Source organism: Methanomassiliicoccus sp. (assembly GCA_033485155.1).
Classification (GTDB): domain Archaea; phylum Thermoplasmatota; class Thermoplasmata; order Methanomassiliicoccales; family Methanomassiliicoccaceae; genus UBA6.
Window position 1 is genome coordinate 233,695 of sequence record JAWQJJ010000003.1, and the last position, 24,989, is coordinate 258,683.

The following is a 24,989-nucleotide window of genomic DNA, read 5'->3' on the forward strand; positions in this document are numbered from 1 at the left end:
GATGGGCTCGGAAGCCGGACAGGCGATAGAGGGGGAGCTGGAGAGGATGGCGAGGGACAGCGGAGCGACGGCGTTCGTTCGACTGGATGCCTCCCAGGTGGTCACGGCCCATTGGGTCCGGCTGCGCTGCCAATATGGGTGCAAGTATTACGGAACGCGGCTGACCTGCCCCCCCTACAGCCCTACACCGGAAGACACGAGGAAGGTGCTGGACGAGTACAGGACGGCATACTTGATCCGTTACGAGGGATTCCTCGGCTTTGACACCTATCCGCCCCAGAACCTATATGGTGGGCTAAAGAAGATGAGTGTGAAAGCATGCGACGCGGGGTTCGACATGGAGAGGCACGCTTTCCTGGCCGGCTACTACAAGGCTTACCTGTACGGTGCTCACCGATGCTACCGATGCGATACCTGCGCCCTTGAGGAGGGTAAGACCAAGTGCCGGTTCCCGGTGAAGGCCAGGCCGTCGATGGAGTCGGCGGGCATCGATGTGTTCGCCACCGCCAAGAACGCAGGCATCGAGGCCCACGTGATCAAGGATAAGGCCGTATTGTCACCAGAGATGTTGCCGACCTTCATGCTTCTATTACTGGAGTGAGCTGCAGGATCGTACGGAGGGTGCCTTCCATCGGTTGCCGATGATGGCCACAGAGACCGCTCCAGCGGGGGTGTACGCGGTCAAGACCCATGCCAGGTCGGAAGCGCCCACCTGAAGGTCCTCCGCCACCATCGGCAGAGCGGGCAGGAGGATGGTCTCGATGAAAATCGTCAGAAGGGCCAGCACGGCCATGGCGATGATGAGATGAAAACCTTTAGCCTCATCCATTTGTTGTTTGACCAGTGCATGGCACCCATATTTTGGATGTTTTCCATCAGGTCCGTCTCCGTGATGGAAGGGGAAAAAGGAGGGTTCGATTTCAAACTGATTGATCCGACGGTGAAGGACGGCAACCGCCGACCGGACCTCACTAAATGATTAGGTCGGTGGAGGCGCGCATTGCCGATGTCATTCGTGCCGTGGCTGGGACCGGGCATTGCCCCGGTGCAACAGACGGTCTGCAGGTCATTCCCTTCCTTCGCCCCGACAATGACAGCGGCCCCCTATCGTGCGCTGAGCCCCTGTGCATTTTCCACCTTATCATTATCAATAAGGATATTTAAGATAAAAGCAGTAGCCAGCATTTTATCTGCCGCTCAAGATTTCAGTGGAAATGAAGGGGTCGCCCCTGACCCTTTGATACTCCGCAGCACCGTGACAGCCTGTAGCGCCAACGTTCCAACGCCACCAAGCGATGGGGGGATGGAGAAAGAGCTGGTCAAGACGCGGCTTGGGCGATCGACATGTACGTACGATGCAGATCAAGGGAGTGGGGATGATTTTGCGCCTATGACCAGCGCGCATACTACGCGGCAGCGCTATAAACGGTTTTGCGTCGGTGAGATGAGACCGACCCAGGCTCCGATCAAATCGTTATGAAAGGGGCAGGATCGTCAGCAGACCTTTTCCATGCATATTCCCTGGGCCGACAGGGGCCTTCGATGCACGCAGAACGATCATACTGGCCCTGGCTAGTCGCTCACTTTTTCATCTCTAGCGTCAGTATATACTCCTCATCGTTCTCCGTCGCGTCGTTGATAAGATACAGGATCACTCCATCCTTGGCGACCGGACACCTTCCGGTAGCCCTGAACTTCCGATACAGCCTCCGAGCGTTCGGATCTGTCTTTGGAGCGATGATCCGTATGGTCACTGAGGCGGTGAAGACCTTTGGGTTTTATTAAGGATAAGTGCGACGAAATAATTACGCATCTTGTACATCCTGCACTCTTCGTCCATATGGCGTTTATCGCTGGCCGATGAGACTAATGGCCCATCAATGATCGAAGGCTCGTCCCAGAAAGTCCATAGGGAGGGGGCATACCTCCTCGACAGGCACTAGACTTAGTTGAGGAATCCGAGGAGGTTCGTTGGAGGTTCGGTTGTCTAGGTTGATTCCCATCGAGGAGGCGACAGAAGATTACAAATTGTATTCATATATCTATGTATAGGATTCTAAAATAGACAAATGATTAGTAACATGCGCAAGCATCCGCCTGAACGTATCGATGCGCGCGCTCCACCAAGGACGCTTGATAGCCCTTGAGGCTCACGTGCGGCGCCCCTTCATAACCATTCTCAGATTCCATCATCCTTGAGCCAGATATTTATCAATCGATCCCGCTTAGAAGTGATGATAGAGGCCCTTCCAAATACCATGGCCGAGCCATTCCATCCCATCCTGAACCAAACGCTTGCTCCAGCCATGGGGGCTTCCATCCTCCCATTTTGTTGAAAATACTCACCTCATCCCCTAACGATGCCTGGATGCCAGGCGACCTCCGAGATGCCTCCTCGATGCGACACGTCTGCTAGTTCAAATGGAGGTTTGGGATCGACGGGTAGCATGAATTGAAATGGTCCCTGCCGCCCAGCTTAGCCACGATGTTGGATCTCAGAAAGCCCACCTGGTTCAAGACTGGGCAACGGCTTCCCGTTAGGGGGTGAAGAGCACTATCGTTATCAAAATAGATATTTAAATTCAGCATGGTTGCCAGCATTTTATCTATCGCACAAGATTACAGTGGAAATGGAGGGGTCGTATCAGACCATTGTGCATTGAATGGAGGAATCGTCGCCCAGGTAATAGGGCCGGTCCGGGACCATGGCATAGTAGGGTGTACCGGTTTTTTAATCCAGATTAAGGGGGAAAGCATAGCCCCCAATCCGGCAGGAAGGCGACATCGCACCGATAATAAACATTGGTGGCAGATGGCCGTTCGGAAAAGCCTGACTGCCGAGATATTATCTGTTGGACTTCGGGATCGGGGGCATTTCCTCAAGGCCTGAATCGCCGGTGCTAGGGACCCGGGTCCGCCGCTCGCAGCCGTTCGAGCTCCCCTCGGCCTAGGCAACATTCCTCCCGCTTCCCCCTGGGCATTACCGGGCCGAGGATGGTGGTGAACGGGCTACCTTCTTTTAGGATACTATTAACGGCACGGAAATCGCTTCCGCGGGTAACTGATGGTCGTTTTGGTAAAGCCATAGCTGCACTAGGCCCCGCCCATCAGGTAAAAAATCATCAGGGCCCTAGGCCCCTGATCAAGCTCATCGCCGCGGTGACCGAGTGTATAGGGGTGTAGAGATGGTGGTCCATCCCTGTGCCCCCAGGTAAGTCTAGCCTGCTGGCAGGCTAATCATGAAAGAGCATCCATCCGTTCACGTTCACAAGCGGGCCCATTCGTGCCCAGTTGGATCGACCCAATGGCCTTTAGAAAAATGGAAAGGGGTTATGCGTAGGGAGATATCAAGATCAATCGTTCTTGTGAGAGTGTTCTCCTCCCTTGCGCTTGGCCTCCGTCGGCTGGGCCTCCGCTCCCTTGCGACCGGCCTCCGACAGCTTCTCGTGAGTGGACTCTCCCGAGGTGCCGCTCCTCTCCCGCTGGTGAGAGGGATGAGTGCACTCGCGTCCCCGGCACTCATGCTCGGCCTCGCCGCCCTTCTGACCGATCTCCTGGTAAAACTCCTTGCCGTGGGTCTCGGATGTCTTCTCGCCGCCCATGCGGCCGGCCTCGGCCGTGGTCATCTCTCCGCTCTTGGTACGCTTCTTCTCAGCCATGTTTTCACCTTTCCCTTTTTAAGGGAATCGATGCCTCGCATCTCACACTATTAGGTGATTTACCGTTCCTTCTTCGGGGCGAGGTCAAGGGTGACGCTACCATAGGCGTTCAAGACCATCCGCCGATGATGCAGGGATGGGGGAGCAACGACATCGCGCGGTGAACAGACTTAGGCCACAAGGCCGTGATAGGCGAGCCCGGCATTGTGATGATCACCGCGCCCAAGTTCTCGACCGAAAATACTGCCAGACTCTACCGAACAGGATACCCATGACTGAATGGCAGGAGGCCAACAGGGGAGCGATCACGTTCCACCGCCTCAGGGTCAGATCACGGCGGGGAGCGGAGACGCCATGAGCCACATGACATCCAGTAGGTCGGGTAATATCAGTCGATGTTATGCGAAGGTTTTATCGGACTCTGAAAATGACATCAATGGCCTATAGTAATTGAAAAGGCGATCGAGCAGGGAGGGATAATAGTGGGATCGATCATAGGTAAGCGGGATGACTTCCCCCCAGGGACCATCAGGGAAGTTAATGTTCAGGGAAAAGCCTATGCCATCGCTAACGTCGGCGGCATGCTATATGCCATGGATGGCAGGTGTGGTCACGCTGGCGGTACGCTGAGCCATGGCCATTTGGTAGGCATCGTGGTGACCTGTCCGAAGCATGGGGCCGAGTACGATGTCACCACCGGCAAGAGCCTCAAGAAGCCTTATGTCCCCTTCGCCAAGGCGGCCAACCTAATGACCTATAAGGTCATCGTCAATGGCGACAGTGTCATCTTGGATATCTAGTTGCGACAGCGAGGTTATCGACCAAGGGCGGGCCAGGGCATCCTATTCCGCCCTTGCTCATCCGTCGGGAGAACCGCTGATGATCGCCCTGGGACTCTGCCTTAACAACAGTGGGACGTTTTCTTATACCGTCGAACCGGTGCCCACTCTTGGTCATTGTGGAGAGCCCTTTTCATCGGCCCGCCTGGGGGGTCGATTTACCCTTAACCCACATGTCTTTACAATCCCATTGCATACCTGATCTTACTCGTTCGAATAGGAGTGGAGGTTAGGAATTGACCTATCGATTCGAAGACATCGCTAAAAGTAACGTTGACGACCTAGTGAGTATCTGCGGCAACATGCCAGGAGTGGATAAGAATCCCCATTTCATCGCAGGGAGGGCTGCGCGGCAACAGTGGGTCTCGGGCATGATCGAAAGGTTCGGGACAATAGGCGTCCTCGCTTACGGCCAAGATGGCCAGGCCAAGGGTTTCGTAGAGTGCGTCCCTTCTGTCGCTCATCCTTTGGGAAGGCACGCTACCGATCCCCGGAGAACGATGACCATCGACTGTGCCTGGTATAGACAGGACCCTGGCCTCCCGGTCCGGAAAGCGGTCCTCGACCACATGTTTTCCACCGGCTGGTTCGATAAGCGGCTAGATGATGGGTGCAGGTTCGTAGACGTTCTAACCCTGAAAGGCGCTCCGCTGATGCAATATGATTTCTATCATGAATACGGATTCAGAGATGCTGTTGAACTGATAGGCCCATCGACCTCACGCTTTCTTCTTCGCTTCCCGGTCAAAGGCGACGTCATAGCGTCCAGCACACAGGTCGTGGACTACCCCAGTCATGACCGGAATGTGCTCTATCTAGGTGCATACGACCAATGCTTCATGCCGTTCATGGTCAACGCCAAGATACGTGATGCCGTTAAGAATATCGATGAACTGAGCGTAAAGGAGGTCGATTATTGGGGCACGGGAATGCCGCCGGTCAGCGAACCATACCTAAACGGCGAACCGGCGTTCGAGCGGTTCGTCTTCTTCATGGACGATGAGCAGATCCGGGAATCGATCAGAAAAAAGATGGTTTAAAGTGCCAACCTGGCCGACAATGAAACCGACTAGAGGAGAGAAGGCTGCTAGACCTTCGGTGTCGATCGTGAGTTGTTGACCAGGAAGGCAAAGCTGACAAGTTATCGACCTAGATAACTTTATTGAAGTGGACCTCACGGGCGATAATCGCCTCCGCTCCCCCCTGTCCCACAATCGCCCATCTGGCCAATGCGATACAGGGGGCGGATGAAGTACGTGAACTGTATTCGGAAGACGGCATCCTGTCCTGGATGCGGACACCTGAACCGCGTGTTTTTTTCGCCCTTGAGTTCGTAAGCATAAGAGCTTGCGATCATTATAGCAAGGCCATCGAGTTCACGCATCCGATGGAAAAAGATACCTGGACGAACTAGTCCCACCGATCACCAAGTGGGAAGAGCAAGCAAACTCTGTGGAGTTTGCGGAAATCCCAATGTCCTGCCTCTGCATATATTCTCGGAATGACAAATATTGAGACTGGCCTATTTTAGGAACAGGTTGGTGCTCAGGTATTTCTCTCCCCGGTCTGGGAGGATGGTAACGATTACTCCTGACTCTATTCGCTTGGCCATCTCGATTGCAGCATACATCGCGGCTCCGCTGCTCATGCCCACGAAGATACCTTCCTGTTTAACGATCTGGCGAGTCATCTCGTAGGCCACTTCCGTATCCACCATTACCGTGATATCGATCTGGGATGGATCGTAGATCGCCGGAACGATGGCCTCTTCCATGTTCTTCAGCCCCTGGATGTAGTGGCCCTTGACAGGATGGGCGCTGACGATCTTTATATCGGGGTTATGCTCCCTCAGTGCCTTGCCCACCCCCATTATTGTGCCGGAGGTACCTAATGCCGAGACAAAATAATCGACCTTGCCTCCGGTCTGCTTCCAGATCTCATCCCCTGTCGTCTTATAGTGAGCTATCTTATTGTACTGATTGGAGAATTGGTCCGGCATGAAGTACTTTTTTGGATCGGCCTTGACCAGCTCCCGTGCCTTACGGATTGCGCCGTCGGTGCCGTACTTACCCTCGCTCAAGGTGACGGTTCCTCCGAAGGCCTGGATCATCTGCCTTCGCTCCACCGAGACCGAGTCGCTCATGACTATCTCGACATCGTAACCCTTGATCGCCCCGATCATCGCAAGAGCCACGCCGGTGTTGCCCGATGTCGGTTCGATTATCGTTTTCCCCCTGGTCAGCTTGCCCTCGGCCTCAGCCTGCTGGATCATGCCCAGAGCGATCCTGTCCTTGATGCTGCCAGTAGGGTTGAAACCTTCCACCTTTGCGAATATCGTCGTGTTGCTGTTGGGATTAAGCTTGTTTATCCTGACCATGGGGGTGTTGCCGATCGTCTGAAGGATGTTCTCTTTATAATCAGCTTGAGGCATAGTCATGGAATGATCACCCGGTAATGGGGAGGAGTGTTTTTAATGGATGCATCATGGCCCTGGAGGTCAGCGACAAGGTTCTGAGGCACCAATCGATCGTTCAGGCTCACTTCAGAGCTCCCACCATGACACCGGCATCTTTCAGCGATCACCATTATGGGTGAGGATTGCAAGACATCGTTCCGTGAATATGTGAATAGATACGCTTAGTACGTCTTACCTGGACCGTGGTTCGCTCTTGAATCGGCCAATGAGCTGATCGAAGGTTGGGTCAGCCGCCCTCTGGATTCGCCTCCTTTATACTGCCATCGATATGCAGCGCCTTCAATGCGCTTCGGACCCCAAAAGCCCGGAACAGATAGAGGATGCCGATGAGAATGACCATGATTGCCACGACGTCGATAATGAACGCTGTCACTTCCAGAGGCCATATCAAGAATAGGATGACCAATACGGCCGAAAGCAGGCCGATGGATAACCTCTTAAGGAAACCATCTGGAGTGGCGATCTTACCCCTTGTCGTTCGTCTAAGGGAAACGAACGCGGTCGATATCGGCCATATAGCTACGAACATCACCAGTAATAATGTCAGGAAGACTGGTGAAAGAAGGGCCAGGAGGCCGATCACTATGAACGCGATCCCCACGATGATATTTCTCTTGGCGATGGCGTTGAAAGGCTTGGTCCTATAGCCCAGATAAAACAGGAACAGGGCGAACCCTATGATGGCCGCCGGCAATCCGACGACGACGAAGAAAGCCATGGCCAGCCAGGAATTGACCAGAACGAGCGCCCCTATGCCCAGGAAAAAGATACCTATCACGAGGAGCAGCTGCCAGGCAGACTTATGTTCCCGTAATAACTCCTCCACATCCATTCGTCTGGTGTTCTTTGCATCCACCCAGAGGGACTCGAACGTCCCTGCCAGCATCAGGACGAGAGGGGCGTCGTCCACCAGGTGCATGATGGGATGGGAGGATGGGTCGTAGAGATCCAGGTGCACCCTCCATTCCAATTTGGTCTCATGACAGTGATATCTTCCATTGCGATACGATGCGATCGTCTGGGGACTGGGGAGGTTTACCTTGGAGATGATCCACTCCGGACCGAGCGGCTCGTCAACCTCCTCCTTGGGCACTATGACCTCCCAAACGCCCTGATGGAGGGGACCTAAGAGATCTTCCAGTCTGACCATGTGGGTCCATTATCATATGTTCGGTCCACCCATATAATTGGGATAGTTCCCTCTCACTGGAATCAGATGTCGGGGTGGCGAGACCAACCCCGCTGGTGTGCCCCTACCTGCATTCCTGAACAACGGCCCTCCCGTTACAAGGAGGCCATGAGTGATTTCACATTAGTCTGTACGAGCACATACCTAGGCCCGGGGACCATTGTTACCCGAATACGGCCGGTTGTGAAGCGCCGATACGCCTAACGGCCTCTCCCAACGCCACTGTTCGAGGGGATGTTGAGCCAAATATACGCGCGCTCTTCGAACTTCAGACCAGATGAATAATGGTCGCCATCATTCCTCGGTGGCGATGTGGCTATCTCCACTGGTGCGACACCTGTGTATCAGGAAGTAGGAGGTCGACAGGGCGATGATCGCCGCCCCGATACCGATCAGGACATAACTGCTCACTGTATCGTAGTCGAAGACTATCAGCTCCCGAGCCACAGCGGTCAAGGCCACGAGGATGACGATCTCCACATGTATCTTCTGCTTCACGGCGTAGGCGTAAAGAGTGTCCAGCAGCTCGATGCAGACCACTAGCAGGAGGAAGTTACCAATGAGGTTGAGAACGGTCTGCTTGGTCGAATTGATCAGGTCCTGGTTGAAGGTTGCGGTGATGACATCCATTATGGTCACGAGCAGTATCAAGAAGATGACGAACCCGATCACGCAGATTGCCGTGTACATTATGAACTTCTTGTACTTCGGTAGCGCTGTGGCCAATTCAATCATTAAATATGTTTTAATCATTTATATATAAAAATATTGATTCCATATTATCATCAATGCCGTTAATGCTTCCTAAAAAGAGAAGCAACATGTCAAGCTTTGGGCATTTTCTGTCTGGCCCCTGGTGCGTGTATCGGTCGTCGCTGTTCTGTAACATTCAAAGACGGCGATATGACCGAAGCGACCATGCCTACTGGTCCGAAAACGTCCTTCTTCCGAAATGCACATCTCAGGCATACGCGAGGATGGCATCATAACCGAAGACGGCGATGTCCGTGCTTCCGTACTTTTGCACCCGCTCGCTCATGGCCAGGAACGCATCGTTCGGAACGATTACCGTGACCGGGACTCCATCATCAGCGATCTCATTGTACTCGTCGATGGCCTCAGGCCGCATCCAGCTGATCGCTGACTCAAGGAACTCGAAGCGATGTGCGGCACCGTCCTGACCAAGGACGGCGATGACGCCATACTCCGAGTCCCCCGCCCCCATGATCTCGAAGTCGACAAAATAGTCGACGTCGGTTGCCTGAATGGCCTCCATCCTATGGGTGATCAGTTCTTCGAGGTCGATCATGTGCCCGGGCTCAGACCTCATCCTATAACAACATTGTCCGCCATGTTCCACCGGGGATTGGAGTAACGACTCCACCACTATGACATCAAGAGAAAAAGGGAGATGGCCACCGGCGATGGACTCGGGCGGTCCGGTGGCACCAGCTTGATCGTTCCGTTCTTCAGATCACTTGAGGCCGAACATCTGCATGACTTCGTCAGGCCCGTAGACCACCTTCGTTTCGACGGTGTTGTACGATAGCCATGCCATCATCTCCGGCTCCATGGAGAACGCCGCGAACGCGTCCATGTTGGGCGTTTCGTAGATGTTGTACACCATGTGCCCGGGATGGTCGTTCCACATTCCTGCCAGTTTCATTCCATGTTTCGCCAATAAATCATTGAAGTTCCTCAGCAGGTCCACGGTCGATGGTTTGGTCCGATCGTTGTAGGTCGGGCAGACCTCGGCGTTGTGCTTGCTTATCTGCATTATGTACATCTTCCGCACCTCCTACGATTTTCCCCAGAAAATCGGTTGATCGCTCATTTGGACTCGCTGATATTTTTACTATTCTATAGGCGGATAAATGTTCTCCGGTCGTTCTTGAGTTACATCCCGGCGCGAAGTGGCCAATTGGCATTTTCTGCATTCTTCTTTAAGTGATACCGTCCTTCGTCCTCATGACGACTGAGTCGAGCCGATTGGTGGGCCCCGCCTTTGCCGCACAGCGTTTCGATTACATAGAATCAAAATGCTCCGATTTAATTATAATAACGACGAAAGAATACCCCGGCGGGGAGGCAAATGGTCGATATCTCAGTATTGATCGTGGTCGCGGTAGTGCTAGTGCTAGCAATCATCTTCGCCTACTCTGGACTATATCTTATCCAGGATGACCAGGTGGGGATCAAGAGGAAGAAGATGTTCGGGAAAGCCATGCCGCAAGGGCACATTATCGCCCTTGACGGTGAGGTGGGCATCCAGGCCGACACCCTGATGCCGGGCCTGTATTGGAAGATGCCGCTCATCTGGGCTGTGGATCGGGTCGGGGTCGTCCGCATCGGCCCAGACTCGATCGGAGTGGTCAACGCCATCGACGGCAGACCGATGCAGAAGGGGCGGGTCCTGGGAGATGAAGTGGAAAGTAACAACTTCCAGGACGCGAAGATGTTCCTCCAGAATGGTGGCATCAAGGGGCCGCAGGTAGCGATCTTAAGGCCGGGCGTCTACCGTATCAACACGGCCGCTTTCAATATCACAGTGAGCGGGGCCACCAGGATCGAGGAAGAGATGATCGGGATCGTCATCGCCGAGGATGGTCGGCCGCTCCCCTCAGGGTACCTGATCGCGCCAAAACCCGCCGAGGAGCCTTCGGCCGAATTCGCTAGTTCAAGGCCGCACAAGCATTTCACCGATGGACAGGCGTTCGTGGACTCCGGTGGATACAGGGGAACGCAACAGGAATCATTGCAACCAGGGGCATACTACATCAATCCTCTGCATTTCACGGTGAAGCCTGTAAAGATCCAGGAGGTCCCCCCGGGATACGTCGCGGTCATCAGGTCGAACATCGGTATCGAGCTGGAATCGAAGAAAGGGGATCCCTGCGACAACACCGGATCAGACGATATCGGGACACCAGTGCATGAGGAGGCGGAGACCTTGCTCATCACGGACAAGAACGTCCGGGGGATATGGAAAGAGCCGGTCGCCCCTGGCAAGTATAATCTGAACCCGCTGGCGTTCACTCCATACCTGGTGCCAACGAGCGCGATCACCATCGACTGGGCGAACGACGTGCCGACGAAGAGCAGCATAGGGGCCGCGAACGATAAGGCGGACGATTTCTTCAAGTTCAGTCAGTTGAAGGTCACCAGCTCCGACGCCTTCACCCTGGATGTGGATGTGAGAATGATCATCCGCATCAGGCCGGAGAACGCGCCTTTCGTCATCGCCAGGTTCGGTTCGGTCGAGAACCTGATCCAGCAGATAGTCCATCCGCTTATCGATTCGTCGTTCCGCAACAAGGCCGGCAACGAGAAGGCCATCGAGTTCATCAAGAGCAGAACTCGGCTGCAGGAGGAGGCCTTGAATACGGCCAGGAAGGAGTTCGACAAATACCACGTCGAAGCCCAGAACCTGCTGGTGTCGTACATTCTGGCTCCGCCTGAGCTGATGAAGACCCAGACCGATAAGGAAATCGCAGAGCAACAGCTGGCCCAGTTCCAGAAGCAGGCGGAGGCCCAGGAGATGAGGAAGGACGTCATTTCGAAGACTGCGCAGGCCGACAAGCAGGGCGAGGTTGTGGCGGCCAAGCTTTCGATCGAGATCGAACAGAGCAGGGCTGATGCCAGGAGGAAGAGCGCGGAAGGGGACAAGGCTGCCAACATGATCCTGGCCGAAGGAGAGAGCTATAAGGTCCAGAAAATGGCTGAGGGAGAGGCGGCCAGGATAAAGTTCATTGCCGAAGCGGATGCGGCCAAGACGCAGATGACGGCCAAGGCGGATGCGGCCAAAGTCAAGTTCCTGGGAGAGGCTGATGCCTCCAGGATCAGGAACGTCGGTGAGTCCGAAGCCTATTCTCAGAGGGCCATCGGAGAGGCCAAGGCAGACGCCTACAGGGCTCAGGTGGAAGCGATGGGCGGGGACAACATCGCCAGGCTGAAGATGATCGAGGCTATCGCAGAGGGTAACATCAAGATCATACCCGAAATACTGGTATCTAGTAATGGAACGGGCGGAAGCCTGAATGATATCATGACCCTCTTCCTCACTCAGAAGGTGGCAGAGGAGGCAGGCCGGACCAAGACAGAGGTCCCCAAGAAGGTCAAGGAAGAGCCGAAGAAGGCCGAGGAGGGTGAGGATCGCTTCTAAAACCCAATTTCTCCTTTTTCAATTTCGTAAGGGGTGTAAAGGCCACGGGCTCGTCTAGATGCGGTGTAAAGGGGGGTGGTTCCCCCGTGTTCCTTCGGTCATTGCTTCCTCACGTCCGGTGGCGCCTTGGTCCCCTTCAGCTCTATTCCTGTCTCGGCGCGTATCCGCAGCCGCAGATCCTTCAATGCCAGCAACCGGCCCTGATGGGTGGCGATCATCTGGCGTATCGGCTCACTGTAGGAGTCTGGACGCTGGCACAGCTCTTCCATCTCCTTCCGGACTTTATCTTCCGCTTCGCTCATCCACTGTGCCAGGTTGTCATAGGTAAGCTGTCTCATCCTCATCATGTGATTGTTGATGATGTGGCTATAAGTATGCAGGGTCTGCCGGCGGCGTTGAGAGCATGTCCATGCATTGTGTTTGGATGCTGAGCCTCCCGATCAACAGGGGGTGTGATTTGATGGTCAAAGCGGTCGATCCGCTCATTGGAGACCAAGCTGTTGACCGGGAGACTTTTCGTAGACTGCCATCCAGAGTAATATAACTATTGTTAATTCGCATATATCGCCGCATTCCCGCCATCCCTCACAGAGGAATGGTGAAGAAGAACGTCGTCCCCTTGCCTGGTTCGCTCTCGAACCATATTCTGCCGCCATGCCGTTCCACGATCTTCTTGCAGATCGCCAAACCTATTCCCGTCCCAGGATACTCTTCCTTGGTGTGCAGGCGGGAGAACATCTTGAACATTTTCTCGGCGTACTTGGGATCGATTCCGATGCCGTTGTCCTGGACCGAGAAAACGTTTTCAGTCTCATGGAGGATAGCGGAGACCTCGACCCTTGGAGGTTTTCCGTCACGGAACTTAATGGCGTTGGAAATGAGGTTCGTGAGCACCTGCATCATTTGAGCCCGGTCTGCATGGATGGTGGGGAGGGGGCCGATCACCAACGTTGCCTTAGCCTCTGTGATCGAGACATGAATCTCATCCGCCGCCTTCTGGGCCAATTCGCTCATGTCGACCTCGGATATTTCGATCGGCCTTGAGTCGACGCGGGAGTACTGCAGCAGGTCATCGATTAGTTGTTTCATCCTCACGGCACCGTCAACAGCGTAGCTCATGTACTCCTTGGCCTGAGCGTTCAGCTCGCTGCCGAACTTCTTGTCCAACAGGCCAAGGTACGAGGTTACCATCCTCAACGGCTCCTGGAGATCATGAGAGGCAAGATAGGCGAACTGTTGAAGCTCATCGTTGGAGCGCTTGAGGTTCTCCTCTGCCTTCTTCCTCTCAGTTATGTCTCGGATCGAGATCGTTTCGCTGATCGAACGATCGGCGTCGGTGAAGAGGCTGGAGGTGACCTCGCCGGGGAAGGTGCTACCATCTTTGCGCCGGAAGGTGAGCTCAGCGGCGATCTGGCCTCCTTGCATCCGTACCTTGAGTGCAGACTCCAGCATATGATCACGGACCAGTATCCCCTCTCTGCCCACCATCTTGAATTCGTCCTCGGCCATACCGAACATCCTTTGCGCGGCAGGATTGGCCATCAGGACATCTCCGCTCGGCTTAGTTAGGAGCACAGCATCGACGTTGTTCTCGAAGATCGAACGGAAGAGGATCTCATTTTCCTCAGCTCTTCTCTGAGCCCTCTTCTGCTCGGTGATCTCCACGCTCGTGAATAGGATCCGGTCCCCTTTCATGGGGACCACGGTCAGCAGGAAATGACGATCGGCGGTCTCCGAGCTTATCTCCCTGCTAACCGGCCGACCGGTCGTTCTTGCCTCCCGCGCCAGTTTGAGTTCTTGGGCAAGTAGACCGTCGCTGACGAGCTGACTGCCCCTCTTACACCTCGCCTCCTCGATCGAGCGAAGTCCCCAGGCCTTGAACGCTGCAGGGTTGGCGTTGATGATCGTGCCATCCACGATCTCGCCTCCCTCATCGAATACAAGACTGTGAAGGACGACCGCCTCCTGGAGGTTTTCGAAAATCCCTCGAAACTCGAGTTCGTTATCACTGAACCCCTCATCGACCCATGATCGCTGGGAGATCTCCTTTTCTGAACCCATTCCGATGGCCACCTAGGTATGGAGTCGTATCTGCAGATGGATAACGGTTAGCCACCTCAAATATGATCCGCTAGGAGCAAAAACACAGACATGACGGTAGCGCCATGTATTCGTGGGCCAGGCGACCACATGATTGGAAGTGATTGAAGATATGGGAAAGAGTTTGACCTTCCTGGTTCCTCCCAGGTCGGGACCGACGGGGCATTCCGATTCTGCATCAAGCAGGACCGGTTGTCCCTTGACCGGCAGCGCTTACTCGGCGGTCTGGTCCGCGAGGGCCCCACCGGTATATGGGTAGTTCGGGGTCCCCGTCAGCACCATCGAGGTTATGGCCTGGCCCCCGGCGGACCAGATGGCCTTTTCCCCGAAGTCGTACCGGACCAGGGGATACACGCCGTTATCGGCGAGCTCTCCCCAATATAGGGGTTTGCCCGCCGCATGGGCCCACTCCTCGGGCAGAGCAAAGTTAGCGGTATCGGAGTTCGAGCCGTAGTAGTGCCGGTGCAGGATCTCGAAGCCGCCATTGCCGGTGGAGAGGTTGAAGTCCTCCTGATTCATGCCGAACAGGTTCCCGAACCCGGCGACGCCCATGGTCCTCGGGTGAGTGGAGACGTTCTTGGTGGCGTCGGCCACGGCGTTCTCCCAGGCGTTGAACCTGACCTTGTCGCCGTGCCAGTAGTTGGCGTCCACGAGGTTGTGGTCAGGCTCGTTGTACATATCGTACATAGCTACCGAGTTCTCCTTCTCCAGCTCCACCATGTTCGCCTTGGCGAACTCCACGAAGTTGGCGAAGCCCTCGGACGAGGGGTCGAACACGGTGCCGGAGCCGTAGTAGGTGAAGGTCGGATACTCCTGCGATCCGGCGATCACGAAGGCCAGATACACACCGTGCGCCTCGGCGTAGTGGCACATGGTGTGGAGCAGTTCGTTGTACTGGTCGCGGTGATCCATCCATGCATCGTATGACAGCTGGGTTCCCCAGGCATCGCCCGGACCGATCCGGACGAGGTTCACACCGTAGTACTCCATCTGGGCGAAGTACTGGTTCCAGAACGTATCTGGAGAGTCGTTGGGAGCGACAGGCACGTGAGTGCCGGTGTCGGGAGAGTTGAACACTGAGGTCCATCCGGCAACATCGCGGTTGCCATTGATGTAGGCCTCGATCGCGAAAGCTAGGGCGGTGGTATCATCCACGCCGAAGAACTTTTCGTCGGTGATGTTGCCATCGATCGTGAAATTTTCGCCAGACACGCCGACCCGGCCGAGGCTAGGGTCGGTGGTCGCGGCCGCGGCGGCAGTCGTGGAGCCCTCTAAAAGCAGGACTCCAGGCACCAGCAAGGCCAGTGCAGCCATGGCTACCGCTATCTTAGGTATATGTCTCTTAACCATTTGCATCCCTTTCTAAATAGGCCCTCCCTTAGGGCAATATGCAAAAAGGGGAGGGGGTAGTTCTCGTTTTTGAAACGGTTATCACTACTGATTTCAATTTAGAGAATGAACTGGATGGTTCTTTTTTGAGCAGAAATGGCTTTTGCGGACATCGCATGTAGGCGAATTATGACCCCTCAATGTTGGTCGATCGCGCCTCATCGGGTTTGGGGGGAGGCTTTGCTCGATCTGTGATCGATGAATGAACGACGGATACGCGAGGAGGAGCGAGTATTGGAAAATTTTTGACAAAAATCTGAGGCCTCCAACGCCTCTAAGGCTAAGGCCGGCCAGACGCCCGATCGCCCACCAGGGGGAGGCGTCCGAAACATCATGGCTGAGACGATATCCGGTTGAAGAGCGCCATAGGCCGGCAAGGTCTGTTGGGAGCAAAGGCTACATATACTCTCGCCCGCCGGGGTGATGAGAGAGGTCTGGTCCGACCTCCTCTCCACTGATCGGTAGGTCCTAACATCGAGTCAGGCTAGACCTTCAACTGCCTCTTCAGCGTCATCACCATGCTTCTGACTCCGTCCGGGTCGCTGATGCCTGAAAAGCGCAGCTCTTCCTTCCCGCTGAACAGGAAGACCAGATCTCCAAAGACCATGCTGGCTCCGTCAGTGCTACCGGCCTCGGCCGCGGCCCCATTGCGGCCGGCGTAGGCTCCAATGGGGCTCGCATTTCGCTTCCGGCGCTCGTTCATAACCGCGACGTTGCACACCGCCAGTCCTATCGTCTCCACCGATCTCTGGCTCGTTTCGGTGGCGGGCCGCTCGATCATGGCCCTCTGATTGGTGATCACCCACCTCTCCGCGAGCGCGCTGCGTATGAGCCCCTTGTGGACATCGTGGCTCCATAGAACTTCCTCACCAGGATTGAGGTTCGGATTGTCCATCTTCTGATCATAATCCCTGATTATAGGCAATATCCGTTCTTGGAAGAACCGATTGATCATCTCTCCATCCCCGGTCTTGGCCACTTTCACCCATTCTCTTTCCGTGACATCAGGGAATATATCCCTCATCTTGATTACAAGGCCGTTGACGTCATTGACGAGCTTCTCCACACTCTCTCCCGGAGGAAGGGACATGGATGGACGTGAAGTAGCGTCATTGACCGATGCCTGTGGGGCTGCGACCGGGAAAAACTCGGAGGTCTGAGGGGGCGCAGCGTTCGTCTGTGCAGCCTCGATGGGTTTTGGCAGGGGAGGGACGGCGACTGCAGAGGAGGTCACCTTAGCGACATCGGTCCTCCTAACGCCGCAATATTGGCAGAAAAGAGCATCGTCATTGTTGCTCTTACCACAGTTCGTACAATATACCATTTTACGCTCACCACCGGATAGGGGGAACGTCTGATAATGGTTTTTGAGAAACGACCGCATCTTCATCCCTCACCTTTGATTCATGGCCGTCGGTGATCTCCGCCGGTGGGTGGTATCGGATATCACGAGAAAACGAGGAGCGGATTTACTCCGACCAAGGAGGCTGAGGTGCCCAAATGATGCCGAAATGAAGGGACTGTGATGGAAACACCATGTCCGTCATGCAGGATGATGATCGGATGGAAGCACAGGAGGTTAGGTAAACAAGCCCTGCTGCCCGGCGTTCGGAGAATGACCGGTTGAAGCCGATCATGCCGGGATGGTGAAGAAGAACGTCGTCCCCTTGCCCGGTTCGCTCTCAAACCATATGCGGCCGCCGTGTCGTTCGACGATCTTCTTGGCGACCGCCAGGCCGATGCCGGTGCCCGGATATTCCTCCTTCGTATGAAGGCGGTGGAACATCTTGAACAGTTTCTCGGCGTATTTGGGATCGATGCCGATGCCGTTGTCCTGGACCGCAAAGACCGACATAAAGTTGTACGTGACGGCGGAGACCTCTACCCGGGGCGGCTGTTCCGCACGGAATTTAAGAGCGTTCGAAATCAGGTTCGTAAGCAATTGCTTCATCTGCACCTCATCGGCGTGGATGGTCGGCAGGGGGTAGATCGCGACCTCCGCTCCGCTCTCGGCGATCAGCATGCCGAGATCGTCCCTGACCGCTTGAGCCACCCGACCCATGTCGACATCCATAGGCTCGACCGGTCTCGATTCCAAACGAGAATAGTCCAGCAGATCGTCGATCAATTCCCTCATCCTCACCGAGCCCTCGACGGCGGTTGCCACATACTCCTTGGCCTGCGATGGGAGTTCATCGCCGTACTTCTTGCTCAACAGCCCAAGGAAGGCGATGACCATGCGCAACGGTTCCTGTAGGTCATGAGAGGCGATGTATGCAAACTGCTGCAGATCATCGTTCGAACGTTTGAGCTCTTCCTCCAGCTCCTTTTGCTCGGAAATGTCCGCGGCCACCCCCAGCAATCCGTTGACCGATCCCTCCTCATCGCGTATGGGTACAGCCCAGGCTTGGAACGTTTTCCCCCTGATGTCGACGGTGAATGGGCTTTCCACTCCCAGTAGGGCTCGCGCCATCGCGTCGGTTATGGCCGGATAGTCCCTATACATCTCGAAGGCCGAACGCCCCAACACCTCACCGGGCCTCAATCCGAGGCTACCGAGACCCCTCCCCTCAGATAGGGTGAAGTTGCCGTCTGAGTCGGTCGTCCAAAGGACGATGGGCAGGTTGGAGATCACCCCCCGAAGGATCGCCTCGCCCCTCCGCAGCGACTCCTCCACCCTTTTGCGCCCGGTGATGTCGATATGAATCCACATCCTCCCGCATGCTTCGCTCCCGATCCTGATAGGAGTATAATCGACGAGGACGGTCCGACCTCCCTTCAGAGCCACCTCCTCGTCCCGCACCGACCGATCACCTGATAAAATCTCCTCGATCCGGGCTATTGCCTCCTGTGGGTCTCCGTATTTATCGCGGACCATTTCGAGGACCTCATCCCGGGACAGGTCGATGAGGTCCTCTGGCCGCCTATTTAGGTCGAACAGATCACAGAAGGCCGGGTTGGCGAACTCGACCTTGCCCGCTTCGGTGATCAAGAGGATGCCGTAGGGCATGTCAGAGAGGGTTCGGTAGAACCTTTCCAAGGTGCTCCTGAGCTGCTTCTCCGCCCTCTTGCGCTCGGTGATATCCTCGTACGTTCCGAGGACCCCTATGATGCGGCCATCGAGTTCCCTGAGCGGCAGCTTGTTGGTCATGAGACACAGCTGGCTGCCATCGGGCCGGAGCTGCGGTTCCTCATAGTTCATCTTGGCGATGCCCGTTCTCATGACCTCTAGATCATCGGCCCGATACATCTCGGCCGAACTCCACCAGGCGAGGTCACGGTCGGTCTTCCCCACGATCTCGCTGGGTTCGGACAGCCCGGCGTCCTTGGCGGCGATGCGGTTGCACCCAATGTATCTCGAGTTAATGTCCTTCCAGAAGACGGGGACGGGAACGCTATCCAGCACCAGCTGCAGCATGTGCCGGGAGCGCGTGATCTCTTCCTCATACCTCTTGCGCTCGGTGATGTCCCGGAAGATCACCTGCACACCCATGCTGTCATCGAGCTTGTACGGCATAGTGGTGACGTCGACATCCACGCTTGAGCCGTCCTTGCGGAGGAACTTCTCCTCGATGCGGGGCTGGATAGTCCCCCTGTGGTCCCAGATCCGCCTCGACGCTATCTCTCGATAATCTGGATGGACCACGTCGATGGGGTTGATGCCAATGGTGTCCTCGGGCCGATCATAACCCATGATCCGGGCTCCGGCCCGGTTCATAAAGAGCACGCGGCCTCCATCGTGTATGACCACGCCATCGGTCATCGATTCCACCAGCTGACGATACATTTCCCGGTTATCGTTCAGGGCATTTTCGGCCAGTTTTTTCTCGGTGACGTCCGAGCTGACGCCGACATGCCCGAGGAACCTACCGCTCTCGGAGAACCGAGGCTCGGCGTGGGACTCCACCCATCTCCAGGCCCCATCGGATCTACGGACCCGCGCTTCGGCCGAAAAGGGCCCGTGTTCGCGCGATGCGGCCTCGAAGGTGCAAAGATAGGTGAACGAATCCTCCGGATGTATCAGCGTCTGCCACTCTACTTCATCGGCAAGCTCGAGGGGGATGCCGAAAAACTCATGGTACTGGCGATTTGCGGCGATGAGCTTACTGTCTGCATCGGTCACCCAGATGATGTCTGGAGAACCATCCACCATGATGCGCAAGCGCTCCTCCCGCTCGTTGAGGACCTTCTCGCCCATTTTCCTTCCGGTGATGTCGGCAAACAATGACAAGACGCCGGCATACCTGTCCTCGTCATCGAAAATCGAAGTTGTGGATAAGGAGGTCCAGACCTCAGAACCGTCCCCGCGGCGCATGCGAACCTCGGCCTGATGGGCCCTGCCATCATCGCAGCCCTTGAACTTCTCACCATTCTGCTCCTTGTCCTCGAGGATGAAGTCGGTGGGCGGGCGGCCGATCATCTCCTCTCGAGCGTAACCGAGGATGGCTGACCCGCTTTCGTTGACAAAGTTGATGAGGCCGTCGACTCCCACCGTCCAGATGCCTTCAGGCGCCTGATCCACGATGAGCCTGAATCTGTCTAGAGGGATCTCTCCATGTTTCGTTGATGCACCCCCCGGCCTCAACATACTCTATGCTATGTATTGATTCTATAGATACATAATCGTCATTGTGCCAGAGCCTGGTGTCATCCGGGGGCGGCATTTTGCGCTATGAGCCTAAGTATGGTTCATGGCCCAGGGCCGCAAGGTCCTGGACTACAGTGATCTTCCTCGCTCCCTTAGGGGCAGGGCCAGCGTATAGCGATGTGAGTGCATCTGACCGTTACTGACACGCTATCCGTCGTTCACCTGGAGCAACACGTCGGGAGGTCGGTTGGTCACCTTGCGGCGTGCTAATCGTCCAATGGCTGGCCTATATGGAGGCGGCCACGATAAAGACCGCGAACACCACCACTGCCGCCACGATGATTACCTGCGTGTTGCTGAACATCCTCTTCTTGGCCGGTTGCTCGGGGGCGTTCAGTGAAGCATTGCACTTCTGGCAAACGGTCGCGCTCTCGTCGTTGGTTGTACCGCACTTTGAGCAATCCATGATCATCCCATCCATATTAGGTTGGAGTGATAGAGATGGATTTAGTATATACAGATTTTCATATAGATACTTATAATTTAAAGGCATGAAATTCACTTCTGGAATGATCTCTGCCCATAGATCATCGGCCCATTCATCGTGTGAGGAAGCACGGCCCCTAGGCGCCGTAACCAGCGAGGCTGAAGCGTAGGGCGAGGCAGGGATTTTATACCTTGAGCTACAACATTTGATTGGCCAGGGATGCCTCGACATCGACCTTTCCACCAAAGTTGCTCATTGCTCAACCTACTCCAGTGTTAATGGGTCGAGCACCCCCGGCCTTTGACTCCCTTTACAAGCTCAGCTACTGAATGGGTCGGGCCTTCCATCCATGTTCAGGATCGTAGCACGTTGGTCTCGGCGGCGATGGATCGAGGGGGATTGGACCATCGTTATCCCGTGGCAATAGGAATATATCCCTGGTCAGGCCAACAAGGCCATGTGGTGAATGCGGAGCGAACGGTCAGGACATTGGTCATCTATGCCATCATAACGCTCATTCTTATCCTCATCGTCCTGGTGACTATCGGCCTGTTCCTGATCCTCGTGAACGATCTGCTGGCAGGCCACTTTACTATGAATAAGGGCGAGATCCTCGCGTTCTTTGGACAGCTGCTCTTGGTGATCATCGGAGTGGAGCTTCTCGACACCATTCGTGGGCTCATCACCGAGTCACGGCCCCGAGCGGACCTGGTCCTTCTGGTAGCGGTCACCGCCGCCTCGAGGGAGATCATTATTTTCAACTACGAGGAGGCGGAAGGATTGATGTTACTAGGCCTTGGCGTCATCATCGCCTCGGCGACCATTGGATACTACCTGGTGCGGAAAACCCAGACCATGAAGGACGTTCCCGCCGATGTCGTGGCGGGCAAAGAATGACCGGGTTCATTCCGGGATCAGGTCCCCGCCCTACGACGGAGAGCCCGATCGTCGGTCCACACCTTCCGGATGGCGCCCTCGTCCCCGAACCCACCGTTGTCACTGGCGCTATACGTCTCCTGACGAATCGAGCCGTCGGTATGGCGTAATGCCGCCGTTCGACGGCCTGGCATCTCGAGGTGGCCGGCAGGGTCGGTCGCCCTTACCCATGCATAGGTCTCCGCTAACCACCGGGCGCGATAGGCCTTGGGCTGGTTGGCGAACCAGCTGATCTCGTCGAATCCCCACCAATTGATATCGTCGCCGAACGATGGCTTATCCAGCAGCTCGGGCGTGAACCCGTTCCAGTTGTCCAATTCCACGATATATGGCAGGCTGTCGGTCCCCCATCCGCTGGGGGCGATACCTCCGAGGCTGTGAGTGATGATGGAGTCCCTGAAGTCCAGCTTTCGGACCTCCTTGCCCACCCCCACCCCGGGGACGATGTCCTGGGGCTCGCTCTCGCTCGAGGGGTGAGGTCTCGAGCCCTCTGGAGCCCGGCCGCGAACCGGGGAAGCATGAAAGTCGAAAAGCAAATACCCAGGGGGGCGAGCGATGCCGAAGGTGTGGGCGTTGATGAGCACAGTGCCCCGGCGGGCATGCTCTCGGGCGTATGAGCGTATCCTTGCCAGCAGGTCGGCCAGATGCCGTCTTCCACCCCAGTCATTGGCTCCCATGAGGTGCACTTGGCCGAGATGCAATCCCTCGAAGCCGGCGTCGATGTGAATACACGCCAGATAGTAGAACAGCATCTTGGTCTCCGCTCTCCTGATATCCGGCACGCTGATACCCGGACCGAATACATCGCGACGCTTCCCGAACCGGAAGACCATGTGCTTGGACGAGAAGCAGCGCCTCCTGACCTTGCGGTCGAAGGCCGTGAACACCCAGGCAGGTATCTCTATCATGTCGACCGAGCCGCTGACGGTCTCGAAGATACAGGCTTCGAGAATCAGCTCTTCATCCACGGCGTGGACGGCACCGGCGATTTCCTTGCGCCGAGAGAGGGACCCCACATACTCTGGAGTCAGTACCCAGGAGCCGCCGGCGCGGGCGATGTACTTGGCACCGGTGTTTCTGATCATACGAACATCGTCCGCCAAGTTGCCGCTCCCGGTGAGGTCGGCCAGGATCATGGAACGGGACAGGTAGTTGCAGAGCACCTCTCTTGACACTCTCCGGCCGATATTGAAATCAAGGCCCTCGTTGGCGGGATGCTCAGCGCTAGCCACGGGCACCCCCGAACAATCCATGCATCGCTCCGTCATCGTTAGCCCGGTATGTAATGGTCTCCTGCGAGCAGAATAAAACTATTATGGGCCGACTGCGTTTATCTGGGTATGAGGCATCTGACCCGAGACCGCTCGGGGCTAGCGGGAGTTCTTATAGCGATCGTCATCATCGTCATCATCCTCGTGGCGGCGATCGCCCTGTTCCTCGTACCGTTCAAGAGCGTGAAGGTCAACGAGTCCCATCAGGTGGATATAGCCCCTGGAGCGCGGTCGTTGAGCATGAACGTGACCATCGATACCGGCAGCATTGACGTCAGGTTCGTCAACGATAGTTCGGTGGCCGCCTCCATGACGGTCGTCGGCACCCACCGATCCGGCCTCCTCGGTCCAGACCAGCCGGTGAAGGTCAACTGGACGGCGGTCAACGGGTCGGAAAGCATGGCTATTGACCTGAACGTCAGCGTCGGCCGGAACATCGGGTGGTTCTCTAACAACGATATCAGGTGCACCCTGAACATATCTAGCCAGCTGAAGACCGCGCTCAACGTGACCAGCTCATTAGGTACCGTCAACGTGACGACCGCCGAAGGAGTGACCTTGGCCGGGGTCGATCTTCGGGCCTCGGCGGGAGCGGTCAGGCTCAACATGACCGGCGGGACCGTGCTCGATGGTCCGCTAAGGATGGATACCTCACTTGGAGGGGTGGACCTGTCGTGGACCGACCTTAACGCCACTGGCAACGCTAGCGTGGACCTGCGGGCCTCAGCAGGCGGCATAAGGCTCACCATGTTGCAGGGGAGCGAACTGGACAGCAACCTGACGGTGCGGTCCTCGGCCTCGCTGGGGGGCATTGACATCACCCTGGACCTCAGAGGCAACACCTCCGCCCATGTGATCTCGCATGCCGATCTGGGCGGGGTCAGGGTCAGCAGCCGTGACGGGTTCAACGGCTCTGATGGAGATATGGCCTCTCAGAACTACCCCGGAAGGTCCAACCTGGAAGTCCGGTCCAATGCGAGCGCGGGAGGTATCAACATCCGCTCGAACTATACCGCGTGAACAAGGACCCCGCCCCTAGTGGCGGCTTTTTTCTTATTTCCTGATTGGGTCAGAGCGAACCCTGATGGATAAGGAAACAGCGATTTGGGGAGACAAAGGATTATATTAAAATAATAATCTTAAATCGCTCATCATGTTCAAGCCGAAGGTACTGTACAGTTGCGTTTGCTGCAACGCTCCTGTCACCGCCAAGGATCTGCAGATGACCTGTTCGATGTGCGGCTACGGTATGCACCAGCACTGCGCCTTGAACAATATCAGCAGCTATAGTCCACGACAGATCGAGTGGTTCAAGCGCAGCTACCGCCTCGCTCCGTTCATCCACTATGGCAGATACGCCTATACGTTCTGTCCACGCTGTCAGAACGTTCTAAGGAACCAGTTCTTGCCCCCTCTGGCGGAAAGGCTCGAGCTAAACGCCCGCTATGAGGAGCTGGCCCAGCTCTATGAGGACTTCGGTTATCTGGCCCAAGCGGGGCAGGTCAGGAACCGTAAGAATCACCAGGTGGTCAAGAACATCAACGTGGACGTCAACGGCCTCATCGATCAGATGAACTCCGGAAGCCTCAGCATTCCCTACAAATGTCCTTGCTGCGGGGCGTCGCTCAACGTCCATAGCAGCATGGGGGAAAACGGAGTTAAGTTCTGCCAGTACTGTGGAACAGCCATCAATACCGAGATGGTTTCCAATGTGATCAAGCAGGCTCTGAAGTGAAGTGAGAGAAAAAGTGGCTGACAGCGTTCCATGGTTCCCGCGGGCTCGCGCACCGCAGTACAGCATGGAACGCAGGCGGGCTTAACTTCCGGGTTCGAATGGGACCGGGTGTATCCCCGCCGCTGTGGCCGTCACACCAAAACCACTGATGAATATCA

General features: G+C 55.8%; 22 protein-coding genes and 1 rRNA gene. 7 read left to right on the forward strand and 16 right to left on the reverse strand.

Going from position 1 to position 24,989, the window contains the following annotated elements; genetic code table 11:
* Position 1 precedes the first annotated feature (1 nt).
* Positions 2-601, forward strand: coding sequence for a DUF2284 domain-containing protein (locus SA339_06685; protein MDW5562898.1), 600 nt, complete (start codon positions 2-4; stop codon positions 599-601).
* On the opposite strand, the gene SA339_06690 is transcribed toward SA339_06685, so the two are convergent.
* The 3 genes from SA339_06690 to SA339_06700 all read right to left on the reverse strand — a co-directional run bounded on the left by SA339_06690 (position 590) and on the right by SA339_06700 (position 3,659).
* On the reverse strand, positions 590-829 hold the full coding sequence (locus SA339_06690) for a hypothetical protein (protein ID MDW5562899.1): 240 nt from the start codon (positions 827-829) through the stop codon (positions 590-592). The two genes, SA339_06685 and SA339_06690, sit on opposite strands and share 12 nt — an antisense overlap.
* A 751-nt stretch (positions 830-1,580) precedes the next feature.
* Positions 1,581-1,754 carry a hypothetical protein gene (locus tag SA339_06695; protein MDW5562900.1) on the reverse strand — a complete coding sequence of 58 codons (174 nt, stop codon included), beginning with the start codon at positions 1,752-1,754 and terminating at the stop codon, positions 1,581-1,583.
* 1,599 nt (positions 1,755-3,353) lie between these two features.
* On the reverse strand, positions 3,354-3,659 hold the full coding sequence (locus SA339_06700) for a KGG domain-containing protein (protein ID MDW5562901.1): 306 nt from the start codon (positions 3,657-3,659) through the stop codon (positions 3,354-3,356).
* A 482-nt stretch (positions 3,660-4,141) separates the two neighbouring features.
* On the opposite strand from SA339_06700, the gene SA339_06705 reads away from it, so the two are divergent.
* Both SA339_06705 and SA339_06710 read left to right on the forward strand, forming a co-directional pair.
* Positions 4,142-4,459, forward strand: coding sequence for a Rieske 2Fe-2S domain-containing protein (locus tag SA339_06705; protein ID MDW5562902.1), 318 nt, complete (start codon positions 4,142-4,144; stop codon positions 4,457-4,459).
* 275 nt (positions 4,460-4,734) lie between these two features.
* On the forward strand, positions 4,735-5,538 hold the full coding sequence (locus SA339_06710) for a hypothetical protein (GenBank protein ID MDW5562903.1): 804 nt from the start codon (positions 4,735-4,737) through the stop codon (positions 5,536-5,538).
* Positions 5,539-6,020: 482 nt separating this feature from the next.
* On the opposite strand, the gene SA339_06715 is transcribed toward SA339_06710, so the two are convergent.
* From SA339_06715 to SA339_06735, 5 genes are all read right to left on the reverse strand, one after another.
* Positions 6,021-6,935 carry a cysteine synthase family protein gene (locus tag SA339_06715; protein MDW5562904.1) on the reverse strand — a complete coding sequence of 305 codons (915 nt, stop codon included), beginning with the start codon at positions 6,933-6,935 and terminating at the stop codon, positions 6,021-6,023.
* Positions 6,936-7,200: 265 nt separating this feature from the next.
* On the reverse strand, positions 7,201-8,124 hold the full coding sequence (locus tag SA339_06720) for a hypothetical protein (protein MDW5562905.1): 924 nt from the start codon (positions 8,122-8,124) through the stop codon (positions 7,201-7,203).
* Between the two features lie 333 nt (positions 8,125-8,457).
* Positions 8,458-8,898: a phosphate-starvation-inducible PsiE family protein gene (locus SA339_06725; GenBank protein ID MDW5562906.1), complete on the reverse strand. Its 441-nt coding sequence runs from the start codon at positions 8,896-8,898 to the stop codon at positions 8,458-8,460.
* Positions 8,899-9,124: 226 nt separating this feature from the next.
* Positions 9,125-9,472, reverse strand: coding sequence for a hypothetical protein (locus SA339_06730; GenBank protein ID MDW5562907.1), 348 nt, complete (start codon positions 9,470-9,472; stop codon positions 9,125-9,127).
* A gap of 165 nt (positions 9,473-9,637) precedes the next feature.
* Positions 9,638-9,949 (reverse strand): hypothetical protein, encoded by a 312-nt coding sequence (locus tag SA339_06735; protein ID MDW5562908.1) that lies wholly within the window; start codon positions 9,947-9,949, stop codon positions 9,638-9,640.
* A 306-nt stretch (positions 9,950-10,255) separates the two neighbouring features.
* Here SA339_06735 and SA339_06740 point away from each other — a divergent pair, with 306 nt between their 5' ends.
* Complete coding sequence (locus SA339_06740; protein ID MDW5562909.1) at positions 10,256-12,325, forward strand: SPFH domain-containing protein; 2,070 nt, start codon at positions 10,256-10,258, stop codon at positions 12,323-12,325.
* 98 nt (positions 12,326-12,423) lie between these two features.
* Here SA339_06740 and SA339_06745 read toward each other — a convergent pair whose 3' ends face one another.
* The 6 genes from SA339_06745 to SA339_06770 all read right to left on the reverse strand — a co-directional run bounded on the left by SA339_06745 (position 12,424) and on the right by SA339_06770 (position 20,868).
* A complete protein-coding gene (locus SA339_06745; protein MDW5562910.1) occupies positions 12,424-12,669 on the reverse strand; it encodes a hypothetical protein in 246 nt (81 codons plus the stop codon).
* Positions 12,670-12,910: 241 nt separating this feature from the next.
* Positions 12,911-14,386 carry an ATP-binding protein gene (locus SA339_06750; GenBank protein MDW5562911.1) on the reverse strand — a complete coding sequence of 492 codons (1,476 nt, stop codon included), beginning with the start codon at positions 14,384-14,386 and terminating at the stop codon, positions 12,911-12,913.
* 252 nt (positions 14,387-14,638) lie between these two features.
* A complete protein-coding gene (locus tag SA339_06755; GenBank protein ID MDW5562912.1) occupies positions 14,639-15,775 on the reverse strand; it encodes a hypothetical protein in 1,137 nt (378 codons plus the stop codon).
* 523 nt (positions 15,776-16,298) lie between these two features.
* Positions 16,299-17,138, reverse strand: a complete 840-nt coding sequence (locus tag SA339_06760) for a zinc ribbon domain-containing protein (GenBank protein ID MDW5562913.1) — start codon at positions 17,136-17,138, stop codon at positions 16,299-16,301.
* Positions 17,139-17,447: 309 nt separating this feature from the next.
* Complete coding sequence (locus tag SA339_06765; GenBank protein MDW5562914.1) at positions 17,448-20,402, reverse strand: PAS domain S-box protein; 2,955 nt, start codon at positions 20,400-20,402, stop codon at positions 17,448-17,450.
* 286 nt (positions 20,403-20,688) lie between these two features.
* The gene (locus SA339_06770; protein MDW5562915.1) at positions 20,689-20,868 is read right to left on the reverse strand and encodes a hypothetical protein; all 180 of its coding nucleotides are present in this window, start codon (positions 20,866-20,868) and stop codon (positions 20,689-20,691) included.
* Positions 20,869-21,348: 480 nt separating this feature from the next.
* On the opposite strand from SA339_06770, the gene SA339_06775 reads away from it, so the two are divergent.
* On the forward strand, positions 21,349-21,786 hold the full coding sequence (locus SA339_06775) for a phosphate-starvation-inducible PsiE family protein (GenBank protein ID MDW5562916.1): 438 nt from the start codon (positions 21,349-21,351) through the stop codon (positions 21,784-21,786).
* Positions 21,787-21,803: 17 nt separating this feature from the next.
* Here the strand turns inward: SA339_06775 and SA339_06780 are convergent, their stop codons facing one another.
* Positions 21,804-23,093, reverse strand: a complete 1,290-nt coding sequence (locus tag SA339_06780) for a hypothetical protein (protein ID MDW5562917.1) — start codon at positions 23,091-23,093, stop codon at positions 21,804-21,806.
* A 72-nt stretch (positions 23,094-23,165) separates the two neighbouring features.
* Between SA339_06780 and SA339_06785 the strand changes: the two genes are divergently transcribed.
* Positions 23,166-24,116 carry a hypothetical protein gene (locus tag SA339_06785; protein ID MDW5562918.1) on the forward strand — a complete coding sequence of 317 codons (951 nt, stop codon included), beginning with the start codon at positions 23,166-23,168 and terminating at the stop codon, positions 24,114-24,116.
* A gap of 133 nt (positions 24,117-24,249) precedes the next feature.
* Positions 24,250-24,831 (forward strand): hypothetical protein, encoded by a 582-nt coding sequence (locus SA339_06790; GenBank protein ID MDW5562919.1) that lies wholly within the window; start codon positions 24,250-24,252, stop codon positions 24,829-24,831.
* 15 nt (positions 24,832-24,846) lie between these two features.
* Here the strand turns inward: SA339_06790 and rrf are convergent.
* A 5S ribosomal RNA gene (rrf, locus tag SA339_06795) occupies positions 24,847-24,967 on the reverse strand.
* Positions 24,968-24,989 lie beyond the last annotated feature (22 nt).